The 14,500-nt window shown below is 44.0% G+C and carries 12 protein-coding genes and 1 pseudogene; 6 read left to right on the forward strand and 7 right to left on the reverse strand.

Features of this window, described 5'->3' with window-relative positions; translation table 11 throughout:
* Positions 1 to 11: 11 nt before the first annotated feature.
* The 3 genes from Q3W56_RS02555 to Q3W56_RS02565 all read right to left on the reverse strand — a co-directional run bounded on the left by Q3W56_RS02555 (position 12) and on the right by Q3W56_RS02565 (position 3,460).
* A complete protein-coding gene (locus tag Q3W56_RS02555) occupies positions 12 to 1,832 on the reverse strand; it encodes a polysaccharide biosynthesis protein (RefSeq protein ID WP_302894379.1) in 1,821 nt (606 codons plus the stop codon).
* A gap of 234 nt (positions 1,833 to 2,066) precedes the next feature.
* The gene (epsB, locus tag Q3W56_RS02560) at positions 2,067 to 2,750 is read right to left on the reverse strand and encodes a protein tyrosine kinase EpsB (RefSeq protein WP_302894380.1); all 684 of its coding nucleotides are present in this window, start codon (positions 2,748 to 2,750) and stop codon (positions 2,067 to 2,069) included.
* 5 nt (positions 2,751 to 2,755) lie between these two features.
* Positions 2,756 to 3,460, reverse strand: a complete 705-nt coding sequence (locus Q3W56_RS02565; RefSeq protein ID WP_302894381.1) for a YveK family protein — start codon at positions 3,458 to 3,460, stop codon at positions 2,756 to 2,758.
* A gap of 246 nt (positions 3,461 to 3,706) precedes the next feature.
* Here Q3W56_RS02565 and slrR point away from each other — a divergent pair, with 246 nt between their 5' ends.
* The 3 genes from slrR (at position 3,707) to Q3W56_RS02580 (ending at position 5,903) form a co-directional block, all read left to right on the forward strand.
* Positions 3,707 to 4,165: an HTH-type transcriptional regulator SlrR gene (gene slrR, locus Q3W56_RS02570; RefSeq protein ID WP_302894382.1), complete on the forward strand. Its 459-nt coding sequence runs from the start codon at positions 3,707 to 3,709 to the stop codon at positions 4,163 to 4,165.
* Positions 4,166 to 4,239: 74 nt separating this feature from the next.
* Positions 4,240 to 5,709 (forward strand): para-nitrobenzyl esterase, encoded by a 1,470-nt coding sequence (gene pnbA, locus Q3W56_RS02575; protein ID WP_302894383.1) that lies wholly within the window; start codon positions 4,240 to 4,242, stop codon positions 5,707 to 5,709.
* Between the two features lie 2 nt (positions 5,710 to 5,711).
* Entirely contained in the window at positions 5,712 to 5,903 is a 192-nt protein-coding gene (locus Q3W56_RS02580; RefSeq protein ID WP_302894384.1) for a hypothetical protein, read from the forward strand.
* Between the two features lie 26 nt (positions 5,904 to 5,929).
* Here Q3W56_RS02580 and padC read toward each other — a convergent pair whose 3' ends face one another.
* The 4 genes and pseudogenes from padC to Q3W56_RS02600 all read right to left on the reverse strand — a co-directional run bounded on the left by padC (position 5,930) and on the right by Q3W56_RS02600 (position 9,040).
* Positions 5,930 to 6,418, reverse strand: a complete 489-nt coding sequence (gene padC / locus Q3W56_RS02585; RefSeq protein ID WP_268398927.1) for a phenolic acid decarboxylase — start codon at positions 6,416 to 6,418, stop codon at positions 5,930 to 5,932.
* Between the two features lie 21 nt (positions 6,419 to 6,439).
* Positions 6,440 to 6,895 carry a DUF3237 domain-containing protein gene (locus Q3W56_RS02590; RefSeq protein ID WP_302894385.1) on the reverse strand — a complete coding sequence of 152 codons (456 nt, stop codon included), beginning with the start codon at positions 6,893 to 6,895 and terminating at the stop codon, positions 6,440 to 6,442.
* A 130-nt stretch (positions 6,896 to 7,025) separates the two neighbouring features.
* Complete coding sequence (locus tag Q3W56_RS02595; RefSeq protein ID WP_302894386.1) at positions 7,026 to 7,709, reverse strand: aspartate/glutamate racemase family protein; 684 nt, start codon at positions 7,707 to 7,709, stop codon at positions 7,026 to 7,028.
* 15 nt (positions 7,710 to 7,724) lie between these two features.
* A pseudogene (locus tag Q3W56_RS02600) lies at positions 7,725 to 9,040 on the reverse strand (serine hydrolase).
* A 727-nt stretch (positions 9,041 to 9,767) separates the two neighbouring features.
* On the opposite strand from Q3W56_RS02600, the gene sacB reads away from it, so the two are divergent.
* The 3 genes from sacB (at position 9,768) to aspP (ending at position 14,485) form a co-directional block, all read left to right on the forward strand.
* Positions 9,768 to 11,189: a levansucrase gene (gene sacB, locus Q3W56_RS02605; protein WP_302894387.1), complete on the forward strand. Its 1,422-nt coding sequence runs from the start codon at positions 9,768 to 9,770 to the stop codon at positions 11,187 to 11,189.
* Positions 11,190 to 11,265: 76 nt separating this feature from the next.
* Positions 11,266 to 12,816, forward strand: a complete 1,551-nt coding sequence (locus tag Q3W56_RS02610) for a glycoside hydrolase family 32 protein (protein ID WP_302894388.1) — start codon at positions 11,266 to 11,268, stop codon at positions 12,814 to 12,816.
* Between the two features lie 106 nt (positions 12,817 to 12,922).
* Positions 12,923 to 14,485 (forward strand): aspartate/proton symporter AspP, encoded by a 1,563-nt coding sequence (gene aspP, locus Q3W56_RS02615; RefSeq protein ID WP_302894389.1) that lies wholly within the window; start codon positions 12,923 to 12,925, stop codon positions 14,483 to 14,485.
* The last annotated feature ends 15 nt before the right edge of the window (positions 14,486 to 14,500 follow it).

The raw sequence follows: 14,500 nt of genomic DNA on the forward strand, positions 1-14,500 counted from the left end.
CTTCACTCCCCCTAATGAACACTGGCAGCCGTCATTTTGTTTGATGTATTGATTGCCGCAAACAGCCTCGCTCTCAGGTCGGCTTCCGGCAGATCATGAAAATCCTCAATAAAACGCATCAGCACCTGCCAATCGCCGTCCACTGCTTTGCCGATATGAATTTTCGGAAAGATTTGTTCAGCGTGTATTTCATTTTGATTCAGCAATTCCTCATACATTTTTTCGCCGGGACGAATGCCTGTGAATTCGATTGGAATTTGCTCTGTTGTATAGCCGGACAGATGAATGAGATTTTTCGCAAGGTCCACAATCTTTACGGGTTCTCCCATATCGAGAACGAAAATCTGGCGCCCTTTCGCAAGTGCCCCTGCCTGGATGACAAGCCTTGAGGCCTCGGGTATCGTCATGAAATAACGGGTCATGGCTGGATGTGTTACCGTCACAGGTCCGCCTTTTTCAATCTGTTTTTTAAAAATCGGAATGACGCTCCCGCGGCTCCCGAGCACATTGCCGAAGCGGACAGCGACAAATTTGGTTCTGCTGATTTTTCCAAGATTCATAATAATCATCTCGGCAAATCGTTTTGTTGCCCCCATTACATTGGTCGGGTTCACCGCTTTGTCTGATGAAATCAGCACAAACGTCTCTGTCCCTGACATATCGGCAGCTTCCGCGACGTTTTTTGTTCCGATGATATTGTTTTTAACAGCCTCCTCAGGATTATGCTCCATTAAAGGCACATGCTTATGGGCAGCTGCATGGTAGACAACGTGCGGCTCGTACTTTTTCATCAAGTTAAACATTTTATCGCGGTCTTGCACATCCGCAATTTCTGTGTGGAACACAATGTGTTTGCCGAATCGTCCGTTCAGCTCTGTATAAATCGAATGAATGCTGTTTTCCCCATGGCCGAGCAGTATGATTTCCTTAGGCTGAAACGCGCTGATTTGCCGGCAGATTTCGGAGCCGATTGATCCGCCCGCTCCCGTGACGAGAACTGTTTTTCCTTTGATGCGGTTCGAAATTTCGCTTGTATCGAGGGTTACCGGCTTTCTGCCGAGCAAATCCTCAGCCTTTACATCTCTGATTTGTCCGGCAGTTCGTGTGCCGAGTAGCATCTCATCAAAATGAGGCATAATTTTAATGTTGACTCCAGTTTGCACACATTCTTTATATAACACCTGAAGCTCGTGCGTGCGAAGTGAAGGAATGGCAATGATAATATAGTTAATTTTGAGCTTTTGCACCGCAGGCATGATACTTTCTTTTCCGCCGATCACGGGCAGCCCCATAATTTCTAATTTATGCTTCGTTTGGTCGTCATCAATAAAAGCGACAGGTATGATGTCAGGATTATCTTTTGAAAGCAGCTGCCTGACCATCAAAGTCCCGCCTGAACCCGCCCCGATAATCAGCGCGCGAGATGAGGCGCTGCGGTTTTTTCTGATGCTTTCTTTTAACACTCTGGATAAAACACGGGTTCCTCCGATAGACAAAAACTGAAGCACCCAGCATGCGGTTAACAGACGGAAGAACATCGTATGATACACAGCATACTGAATGGCGCCTGTCACAGCGGCTGAAAGCGTAATGCCCTTAAGCAGGACAATCAGCTCGCCGAGACCGGTATATGTCCACACCTGTTTATACTGACGGAACAGGAAAGCACATACATGATAGCTGAGGAGCAAGCTGACAGCGGTAAGCAATAATGCTCCGGAGTCATAAAATTGATAGGAATCTTTTGTGAATTGATATCCTGCAATAACTGAATTTAAAACGAGATAAGTATCCAGCGCAATAATCATTGACAGTCTTCTCCGGTAACTCAACCTCTTCCCCCCTAATTCTTTTATCGGTTTAGCTGCGGCGGTTTTCGTCCACAAAACATCGGCAGCAGCTAAACCGACAATACATCCTATGTATATATCAAATAAGTGGGCATTTAACCCGTCCTCACGCCCCGCCACCGACGACCAGCATCTAAGGCAGCAACTTCAACTGCCCACAGCAGAGCCGAGTGCCTCCATTGATACAGGTCAGGAGACATCACCTTTACTATCTACTTAGTAGGAATAGTGTTCCGATTTTTTCAATTTCTTTTTGTTTAAAAGAGCGCCTAACAGCTTCGCATTGGATTGTTCCAGTGCATCCTTTGCTTTCAAGATGGTATCGGTTTTTGTTTTTCCGCTTCTAACAACGAGCACGCTGCCATCTGTCTGATTTGCTAGAATTTGAGCATCCGCAACAGCCAAAAGCGGAGGAGAATCAAAGATGACGAGGCTGAATTGTTCATAGATGTCAGATATTAAATCTCCCATCGCTTTTGAAGACAGCAGTTCAGCCGGATTCGGCGGGGTCGGTCCGCTTGTCAGCACATACAAGTTATTGATCGGGGTCTTTTGCACCGATTCTTTGAGTGAAGCATTCCCGACCAGCACATTTGTCAGCCCGGTTACATTCTCAACCTGAAACGTCTGATTGATGGTCGGCTTTCTTAAATCAGCATCCACCAGCAGCACTTTCTTTTCCTGCTGCTGCGCAAAGACAGCCGCAAGATTTGCTGCACTGAACGATTTACCTTCACCAGGCACAGAGGAGGTGACGAGGATAGACCGCAAGTTGGTCTGGACGGATGAAAACTCAATATTCGTCCGAATGGTGCGATATTGTTCCGCCACAATTGATTTATTGTGTAAAACAGATATTTGAGCCAAACCTCGCCTTGCTTTCTTTTTTCTAAAGACCACTCGCTTCACTCCCCGAAATGTTTTATCCCGCGTTTCCGCCCTTTTTGGACATCAGGAACGGAGCCTAAGCATGGCAATCCGGTTCTCTCACTGAGCTGCCGTGCGGTTTTGCACGTATCATCGAGAAAATGCAGAAAAAATGCCAGTGTAATGCCCGCCATGACAGCAGCGGCAAAAGCCATAACCATATTTCGCAGCCTGGCCGGCTTGATCATTGGGCTTTCAGAAGCCTTCGCCTCTGATAAAATATGCACGCCTTGTACATTCATTCTTTCATCTACTTCTTTTTCAAACTTGTTCACTAATGTGTTCGCAATCTCAGCCGCTTTCGCCGGATCGTGATCCTGGACGGCAACGGTGATAATTTCTGATTCATTTTCACTGCTGGTAATTACTTTTCCTTTCAGCGAGGAAGCCGATTCAGAAAGATGCAATTCCGCCTTGACCTCTTCCATCAAGACAGTGCTTTTCATAATCGATTGGAACGTGCTGCTGTACTGAAGATTTCGCTGGATGTCACTGAGATTCGAGTTTTCTTCACCGTCTGATTCATGAACCAGCACTTGCGTCGATGCTTGATAGGTCGGTGAAATGACCTTAAATTGCACAAAGCCCGTAATAAGGGTGACACCGATAGTGAGGAGCAGAATCAGCACGAATCTGTGTCTGACAATCGCATATAGTTCTTTAAAACTCATATTCTCATTCATGTATTCAAAGCCTTCAGCCTCCCCGCGGCTGGCTTCCTGCGCCCCTTTCTGTTAATGATTGGATTATAAAAGAAAACTTTATTATTTAAAAATTGCAAAATAAGCCAATAGGTTCTCTTTAGAGAACAAAATCATGATTTTCCTCTAATTTACTGCACTTCCCTTATTATTTTAAATTTTATAAAGAACGAATAATTCCTTATAATGAACAAAAATAACGACAGGAATAGAGGAGAATCTCATATCATGATTGGAAGAATTATCCGTTTGTACCGCAAAAGAAAAGGCTATTCTATTAATCAAGTGGCTGTCGAGTCGGGTGTATCTAAATCCTATTTAAGCAAGATTGAAAGAGGCGTTCATACAAATCCGTCCGTTCAATTTTTAAAGAAAATTTCCACTACACTAGAAGTCGAATTAACAGAATTATTCGACGCAGAAACAATGATGTATGAAAAAATCAGCGGCGATGAAGAAGAATGGCGCGTGCATCTTGTGCAAGCCGTCCAAGCCGGAATGGAAAAGGAAGAGTTGTTCACTTTTACGAACATACTGAAGAAAAAGCATCCTGAAACCGCTTTCTTTCGCAACCGTAAACTGACAGAATCCAATGTAGAAGAATGGAAAGCGCTGATGGCAGAAGCAAGAGAAATCGGTTTAACCGTTCAGGAAGTCAAATCCTTTTTCAAAACAGCAGAAAGATGAAAATCGGCTAAGGGCTAATGTTCGCATCTTCAGGACAAATCTGTTTATAATGGGGGAAAAAGGGAGAGAATGCAATGACTCATAAAACAGTAACAACTCAATACGGCAAAGTAAGAGGCATAATAGAACATGGCGTACATAAGTGGAAAGGCATCCCCTATGCCAAACCGCCTGTCGGATCAATGCGTTTTAAAGCACCGGAACCTCCGGAAGCGTGGGAGAACGAACTGGACGCAACAGCGTACGGCCCGATTTGCCCGCAGCCGTCTGATTTGGTGTCATTTTCGTATAATGAGCTGCCCCGCCAGTCTGAGGATTGCCTGTATCTCAATGTATTTGCGCCTGATACTCCAAGTCAAAACCTTCCTGTCATGGTGTGGATTCACGGCGGCGCTTTTTATCTCGGTGCAGGAAGTGAGCCATTATATGATGGATCAAGCCTTGCAGCACAGGGAGAAGTCATTGTTGTTACACTGAACTACCGCCTGGGTCCGTTTGGATTTTTACATTTGTCTTCGTTTGATGAAGCGTATTCCGATAACCTCGGCTTGCTGGACCAAGCCGCCGCACTGAAATGGGTGCGAGACAATATCTCCGCATTTGGCGGTAATCCGGATAACGTAACGGTATTTGGAGAATCCGCAGGCGGCATGAGCATTGCCTCGCTGCTCGCAATGCCTGCGGCAAAAGGCCTGTTCCAGAAAGCAATCATGGAAAGCGGCGCTTCTAGAACAATGACAAAAGAAAAAGCGGCTAGCACTGCCGCAGCCTTTTTAAAGGTCCTTGGGATAAACGAGAGCCAATTGGACAGATTGCACACTGTATCTGCGGAAGATTTGCTTAAAGCGGCCGATCAGCTTCGGAAAGCAGAAAATGAAAATATCTTTCAGTTGTTCTTCCAGCCAGCCCTTGATCCGAAAACGTTGCCTGCTGAACCAGAACAAGCAATCGCAGAAGGTGCTGCTGCCGGCATCCCCCTGTTAATCGGAACAAACCGCGATGAAGGATATTTATTTTTCACCCCGGACTCAGACGTTTATAATCAAGAAACGTTTAATGCCGCGCTTGAGTATTTATTAGGGCAGCCGCTGGCAAAGAAAGCCGCCGATCTTTATCCGCGCTCGCTGGAAAGCCAAATTCATATGATGACTGATTTAATATTTTGGCGCCCGGCCGTCGCCTATGCCTCCGCTCAGTCTCATTACGCGCCTGTATGGATGTACCGCTTCGACTGGCACTCTGATAAGCCGCCGTACAATAAAGCGTTTCACGCATTAGAGCTTCCTTTTGTTTTCGGAAATCTGGACGGGTTAAAACGAATGGCAAAAGCAGAGGTTACGGATGAGGTGAAACAGCTTTCTCACACCATACAATCAGCATGGATCACATTCGCCAAAACAGGAAACCCAAGCACCGAAGATGTAAAATGGCCGGCGTATACTGAAGAAACAAGACAGACGCTGATTTTAGATTCAGAGATTACGATCGAAAACGATCCTGAATCTGAAAAAAGGCAGAAACTATTCCCGTCACAAGGAGAATAAACATGGGGAAAATAGGATACATTGGTGCTGTCATCGTCGTGGCAGCTTGTATCATTATTTTGTCGGCCGTGTTATGTTTACGGGACACAGCCTATTACCAGCTGATGCGCTGGACTGGCATCGTACTGTTTTTCGCGGGAATTACGATGGTTCCCGCATACTCAGCCAAAAGAAAACCCGGGAAAGAGAAGTGATTCTCTTTTCCGGGTTTTTATGTTGTTTATGATAATTTTCCTGCGCGAATATCATCTGTCATTCCTTCATAAGGAGCTTTTGAAATCACTTCTTCATTGTCGACTCCCTCATTTTTCAGAAAGGTAATATCTGCAAATTCAGGCACAACGTATTTTGGATACGTTTCATATTTTTCGCGGGATTCTTTCATCAGATCAATGTGGTCATTTTGGTAGCAAACCGTAATTTCAGGATGTTCATGCACCCATTTCGGGAAGAAAATAATACCGTGCATGCGTTTTTCATTCGGCATAAAGTTTAATGAAACATCTGTGCCTGTCGGCTCTGTCCAAGACACTTTATATACGCCTTCAGTCAGTTTGACTATATTCACTTCCTGATCCCGAACCCAGCGTCCGGCAACCATTCCGCTATGAATTCTATAATCGATTGTATGGTCGTTTTTAATATAGATCTCGTATTCCCATCCATTTTCATAAGTATAAATCATGTGGCTTCCGATAAAGTTTTCCATCTTTCACACTCTCCTTAGTCTTTACTGTACTTGATAAATGTCTAGTCGAACGTAATCAGGGGTTCTTTCTGCGGAACCGATAAACAAGCGGTCATGCAGCCATTGATAGGCTTCACTGCCTGTTTCAAATGTCGGCACCGTACGGAAATAAACATGCTCCGGATTAATGATTTCCCCGGCCGCAGCTTGTTTTCGAAAAGGATCGCTGACTTGCCGTATTCCATTGTTTTCAATGTAAATCAGTTCATGATCTGCTGTTTCAATCACATACCTGGCAGATAAATCTGTTCTGCCGTCAGCGCGAATGATTTGTGAATCAGCGCCGCCCGGCAAAATACGCCCCTTTATTTCCCCGGTTATTGTTCCCGAACGAATCGGAATGAATCGTCTCAGTCCCAAGCCTGTCTCACCAATGGTAATAGGCGGATCAACCTTGATTTCTAAAGAGGCGAATGGTTTTAAAACCGGCTTCTTCATGAGCACCACCTCACCTTCAAGAAAAAATCATGTAACTATTTACATGTTTACTTTAATACCATTGCAAACAGCTGTCAAACAATAGGAGCAAAAAAACAAGGACTGTTTGAAGACAGTCCTTGTCTGGAAACTAGCTTTGATAGGCAAGATATGTGCTGACAGTGCTTTTTGCAAGACAGTCAGAGGAATCAATAATCGGAATCTCACTTTGAATATGGTCTAACACCACATTTAAATCCGTGCAGGCTGAAATAATGATGTCTGCATGCTGACTGATTTCTTCATATAATTTCTGCCACAATGCTTGTGTATGCTGTATATGATTCGGGTGTTTAATTGCGGCGATAAGCTGATTTACAGCCTGCTGCCAATGATCCTTATGAACAATTTCTTGTCCGTTTGCCTTCAGCCCTTTTTGATAGATGGCAGATTGGATGGTTGAATCTGTTCCCAAAACCGCCGCTTTTTTTGCAGGATGCGGAATCTCCTTTATCGTTTCCTCAATGATATGCAACAAAGGAACCGACAATGCCTGCTGAATCTCTTCATAGTACACATGCGCCGTATTACAGGGCAGAGCAATGAAATCAACGCCTGTTTTCTCGAGCTTTACCGCCCCGGCGATAATCGCTCTTTTCATCTCATCATGGTCAATGGGACGATCTGCATAGAAGGGTGTCGGGCATGAATAAATCATCATGTGCGGATAGTCAGCATCGTTTGAAGCCCCATATAGCTTCTGACAGTAATCAATCACTTTATCAATAAACGGCGAGGTCGATTTCGGCCCCATCCCGGCTAATATTCCGATCATACCTTTCATTCCTTTCTAATTCGTGCGGACCACTTCTTCTTCTGAACCATCCTCATAGAGGATAAAGCTTTTCGCAGCATTCTCCCCTAACATAAATTCGACTTCAACAGACAATGATCGCAGGAAGAAACGGGTTTCCGAGGAAGGAAATAATTCCAGTCTCAGCTGCCCAGTGATCTCCAAATAAAGACGTTCATTCTCGGCTGTCACCCGTGCAGCCGTCCCATCTTGAAACGAGTAGCTGCCAACATAGCGGCTGTATATCGCTGTATCAATTGCTTTTTTCTTTTTGTCAGCGGGGCGTTCCGGAATCTCATATGGCTGGCCAAATAGAATATGTTCCGCCGCCTTCAGAATTGCTCGTTCATATTCAGACTCCTCTTCCTTATTGCTCAAATAGATCAGCGTTTTACGATGATCGATATATCGGATCATCGTCGTTGAATAGCCGGGCCATCCTCCGGTGTGGCTGACAACCCGCCCTTTTTCAGGACTGTTTTGAAGCACCCAGCCAAAGCCGTAATCAAACATTTCCCCATTGTTAAGGCTTACAGGTGAAAATGCGGCTTCCTTCGATGCCCTGCTGATCAATTCATCCTGATATAACGCCTGATCAAATCGAAACAAATCGCTTGTGACAGAGTTCACCGTTCCGTCTCCCTGTATGCCATCTAGGTAAACGACATAGCTTGTTTCCTCCAGATCATCAGGAAGGACGTACGTTTCGGAATGTACATCATACACATATCCATATGCATAGTGATCAATCCGCTCAGGCCGAAGCCGCCTGTTATACACTCTCGTTTCATTCATGCCGACCGGTGAAAAAATACTGGTATTCATAAAATCCGCATAGCTCATGCCAGATGCTTTTTCAATAATAACCGCCAGCAGCACATAACCCGTATTGCTGTACAGCCAGCCTTCATTCGGTTCAAAATAAACAGGCAGCCCCTCATTCATTAGCATATCGACAATATCCTGATTCTGCGCAATCTTGTTTTGATCCCAATTGCTAACAAACCAGCCCATATAATCAGGAAGTCCTGACGTATGGTTCAATAAATGCCGTATCGTTATGCCCTGATACGGAAAACCCGGCAGCCACCGCTCCACTTTGTCTTCATATCCAAGAATCCCTTTCTCCTAGACGCTAACTCAAACAAAGAGTTGGTCTGCAAGGGGCGCTTTTCCGTCCATTCTGCATAACCGGAAGAGTGATGATATAAGATTTCGCCATCCTCCGCAGCCAGAATCGTCCCGTTGAATTGATAGTTTTCGCCTAAAGTCTCAAATAACGTCTTAAGATGCTTCCTTTTCTTCTGCTTCATTCCTCCACCTCCCTTTTCTCTGTACGTTACTAAACGATTAACGTTTCAATTATATTGAATACTAAAAAATCTAGTCATCCTAAACACAGGAAAAAAATCAACTTTAATATAGAGCGCTCTGCATGAATCAAATATTCTTTTTTACAAAGTTAGAGAAGCTGCTTTACTTTCAAGCCATGGTACACCAAGGTTTCAGCTCTTATAAGTAAATATATGATATGAATAAAAAAGACCTCATCCTTTATACCGATCAACATTCTTACTGCATGCCATACAGCCATTCACTAACGTTTAATGAAATGAGATATTGTGAATCATATCTAAATAATCATTTTTTGAATCATAATGAAATAAGTAACTTTATGCCCATACATCAGGCGTTATAAAAAATACAGAGAATGAAAAGAAACAGGCAAGTATGTTAGTTCTTTAGACCCGTAATCTTTACATCCTTTTATGAATTTCTATCAAACAAAAGAGGAAAATAGACCAGTTGCAATCCAATCGAGAGTCTAATAGAATGATGTCGAAAAGTAAATCACGCAGGTTTGTTACTGATAAAGCAGGCAAGACCTAAAATGTGTAAAGGGCAAAGTGTATTCTTTGGCGTCACCCCTTACATATTTTAGGTCTTTTTTTATTGTGCGTAACTGACTTGCCATCTTCAAACAGGAGGGCTGGAAGAAGCAGACCGCTAACATAGTACATAAAAAAGGAGACATGAACGATGAACATCAAAAAGTTTGCAAAACAAGCAACCGTATTAACCTTTACTACTGCACTGCTGGCAGGAGGCGCAACCCAAGCGTTTGCGAAAGAAACGAACCAAAATCCGTATAATGAAACGTACGGCATTACCCATATTACACGCCATGATATGCTGCAAATCCCAGAACAGCAAAAAAACGAAAAATATCAGGTGCCAGAATTCGATCCATCCACCATTAAAAATATCTCTTCTGCAAAAGGCCTGGACGTTTGGGACAGCTGGCCATTACAAAACGCTGACGGCACAGTCGCAAATTATCACGGCTACCACATCGTCTTTGCATTAGCCGGAGATCCTAAAAATGCGGATGATACATCAATTTACATGTTCTATCAAAAAGTCGGCGAAACTTCTATTGACAGCTGGAAAAACGCTGGCCGCGTCTTTAAAGACAGCGACAAATTCGATGCAAATGATCCAATCCTGAAAGACCAAACACAAGAATGGTCTGGTTCAGCCACATTTACATCTGATGGAAAAATTCGTTTGTTCTACACTGACTTCTCCGGCAAACATTACGGTAAACAAACATTGACAACTGCACAGGTTAATGTAACAACGTCTGAAAACTCTCTGAACATTGACGGTGTAGAGGATCATAAATCAATCTTTGACGGTGACGGCAAAACGTATCAGCATGTACAGCAGTTCATCGATGAAGGCAACTACAGCTCAGGTGATAACCACACACTGAGAGATCCTCACTACGTTGAAGATAACGGCCGTAAATACTTAGTATTTGAAGCAAACACTGGAACTGAAAATGGCTACCAAGGCGAAGAATCTTTATTTAACAAAGCGTACTATGGAAAAAGCACATCATTCTTCCGTCAAGAAAGTCAAAAACTTCTGCAAAGCGATAAAAAACGCACGGCAGAACTAGCAAACGGCGCACTCGGCATCATTGAGTTAAATGATGACTACACAATGAAAAAAGTGATGAAACCGCTGATTGCATCTAACACAGTTACAGATGAAATTGAACGCCCGAATGTATTTAAAATGAATGGAAAATGGTACCTGTTCACTGACTCTCGCGGTTCAAAAATGACAATCGACGGTATCACATCTAATGACATTTACATGCTTGGTTATGTTTCAGATTCCTTAACTGGCCCATACAAACCGCTGAACGAAACAGGCCTTGTGTTAAAAATGGATCTTGATCCTAACGATGTGACCTTTACTTATTCACACTTTGCTGTGCCTCAAGCTGAAGGAAACAATGTCGTGATTACAAGCTACATGACAAACAGAGGCTTCTATGCAGACAAACAATCAACGTTTGCGCCAAGCTTCCTGTTAAACATCAAAGGCAAGAAAACGTCTGTTGTAAAAGACAGCATCCTTGAACAAGGACAATTAACAGTCAACAAATAACAACGAAAAAGAAAATGCCGATATCCAATTGGCATTTTCTTTTATTTCTGATCAACATCATAAAGGTGAATCCCATATGAACTATAAAAAAACAGGCAAATGGCTAACCGTATTCCTCACCTTCGCAGGAATACTGCTGTTTATCGATTTATTGCCAAACGAAGAACCTGTCAAAAAAACAAAATCAAATCATAAGACTGACTATCGGGCGGCATATCACTTTACGACGCCGGATAAATGGAAAAACGATCCCCAAAAACCGATTTATTTAGATGGACAATACCATTATTTCTATCTGTATAACCGTGATTACCCAAAAGGTAACGGCACAGAATGGCGCCATGCCGTATCAGAGGATTTGGTGCATTGGACTGATGAAGGCGTGGCCATTCCGAAATACACAAACCCAGCCGGCGACATTTGGACCGGTTCTGTCGTGATTGATAAAGAAAACACAGCCGGATTCGGTAAAAACGTGCTTGTCGCGATTGTGACACAGCCTTCAGCCAAAGACAAAAAGCAAGAGCAACATTTGTGGTACAGCACAGACAAAGGAAAATCATTCAAGCCCTACAGTGATAACCCTATTATGCCCAATCCGGGCACAGACGATTTCAGAGACCCGAAAGTCATATGGGATGACCAGGACAACAAATGGGTAATGGTCATGGCTGAAGGAACAAAAATCGGCTTTTATGAATCCGATAATCTAAAGGACTGGCGTTACACAAGCGGATTCTTCGCAGAGCAGGCGGGAATTGTGGAATGCCCTGACCTCTACATGATGCGGGCAAGCGATGGAACGACTAAGTGGGTTCTCGGCGTCAGCGCGAACGGCAAACCGTGGGGCAAACCAAATACGTACGCCTACTGGACCGGAAGCTTCGACGGAAAAGAATTTACAGCGGATCAAACCGTACCGCAATGGCTTGACTACGGCTTTGACTGGTACGGCGGCGTGACGTTCGAAGACGGTAAAAGCACAGATCCATTAGAAAAGCGTTATGCGCTTGCCTGGATGAATAATTGGGATTATGCCAACAACACACCGACAATGGAAAACGGTTTTAACGGCACAGATTCTGTCATACGCGAACTCCGGCTGCAAGAGCAAGATGGCACATACAGCCTCGTCTCACAGCCAACCGAAGCTTTGGAGCAGCTGACCGTTTCAACTGACAAAGTAGAGGATCAACATGTGAACGGATCAAAAACTCTGTCGATCACAGGTGATACGTACCAGCTTGATATGGATCTTTCTTGGTCAGAGCTGAAGAATGCAGGCGTCAAACTGAGAGAGTCAGAAGACCAAAAACGCCATATTGATGTCGGCATTTTTGCAGAAGGCGGTTATGCATATGTCAACAGAGCGGCCACAAATCAGCCTGACAAAAGCAATACTTATGTTGAAAGCCAGGCTCCTTACGATGTAAGCAAACAGAAGGCGCATTTGAAAATTCTCGTTGATAAAACAACGATTGAAGTATTTGTCGATGACGGGAAAACCGTTTTTTCAAATGAAGTGTTCCCAAAGCCTGAAGATAAAGGCATTACTCTTTATTCTGAAGGCGGCACAGCCTCATTCAAAAATATAACGGTGAAACATTTTGATACGGTTCATGAATAAAAAAACAGGTGCAGCCATTGCTGCACCTGTTTTTTTATTAGAGCGGTATTCTCTGTTACATATTGGGCATTTTAAAATATAAGGCTGGTTTCTAAGGAGGAAGCGGATGTCTAAACAAGGAAATTTTCAAAAATCAATGTCGCTGTTTGATCTGATTTTGATTGGGATGGGTGCCATTTTTGGATCAGCATGGCTGTTCGCTGTCAGTAATGTCGCTTCAAAAGCAGGACCCTCGGGCGCTTTTTCCTGGATCATCGGCGGAGCCATCATTCTGTTAATCGGGCTCGTGTACGCGGAGCTTGGAGCCGCTCTGCCCCGTACCGGAGGCATCATTCGATACCCCGTTTATTCACATGGCCACCTTGTCGGCTACCTAATATCTTTTGTCACAATTGTCGCTTACACAAGCCTGATTTCAATCGAAGTGACGGCTGTTCGTCAGTATGTGGCCTATTGGTTTCCCGGCCTGACCATAAAAGGATCTGATTCGCCGACCATTGCAGGCTGGATTTTGCAGTTTGCCTTGCTATGTTTGTTTTTCCTGCTGAATTATTGGAGCGTCAAAACCTTCGCTAAGGCAAATTTCATTATATCGATTTTTAAATATATTGTACCGATTACCATCATTATCGTGCTGATCTTTCATTTTAAATCGCAAAACTTATCTGTTGAAGGATTTGCACCGTTCGGTTTTACAGGTATTCAAGCTGCAATTTCGACTGGCGGCGTAATGTTTGCATATCTCGGCCTGCATCCGATTGTCGCTGTTGCAGGAGAAGTGCGCAATCCAAAACGCAACATCCCGATCGCTTTAATCATTTGCATTATCGTTTCAACCATCATTTACACTGTTTTGCAGGTCACCTTTATTGGTGCAATCCCGACAGAAACACTTAAAAATGGGTGGCCGGCAATCGCGCGGGAGTTCTCATTGCCGTTTAAAGATATTGCGGTCATGCTTGGATTAGGCTGGCTTGCAACGCTTGTCATTTTAGACGCCATTTTGTCTCCCGGGGGAAACGGGAATATTTTTATGAATACAACGTCTCGCCTCGTTTACGCCTGGGCGCGTAACGGCACATTATTTAGCATATTCTCAAAAGTGAATAAAGAAACGGGAACGCCCCGTGCTTCACTCTGGCTTTCGTTTGCCATGTCCATTTTCTGGACGCTCCCCTTCCCTTCGTGGAATGCGCTTGTCAATGTCTGTTCTGTCGCGCTCATCCTTTCTTATGCGATTGCACCAATTTGTTCGGCAGCGCTGAGGGTGAATGCGAAGGACTTAAACAGGCCGTTTTATTTAAAAGGAATGAGCATTATCGGGCCGCTTTCCTTTATCTTCACGGCGTTTATTGTCTACTGGTCAGGATGGAAAACCGTTTCCTGGCTGCTCGGTTCACAGCTCGTGATGTTTTTCATCTATCTCTGCTTTAGAAAATATGCGCCTCAAGACGATGTCAGCTTTGCCCAGCAGCTGAAATCAGCGTGGTGGCTTGTCGGGTTTTATATCATGATGCTGATCTTTTCCTACATCGGTTCTTTCGGACACGGTTTAGGCATCATCAGCAATCCCGTTGACCTCATTCTGGTCGCCATCGGCTCACTTGCAATTTACTACTGGGCGAAGCATACCGGGCTCCCGAAAGCCGCTATTGATTATGATAAATAAAGAAGCAAGAATTTT

Origin of the sequence: Bacillus sp. C28GYM-DRY-1 (assembly GCF_030519405.1) — a bacterium.
In the GTDB taxonomy this organism is placed as follows: domain Bacteria; phylum Bacillota; class Bacilli; order Bacillales; family Bacillaceae; genus Bacillus; species Bacillus spizizenii_A.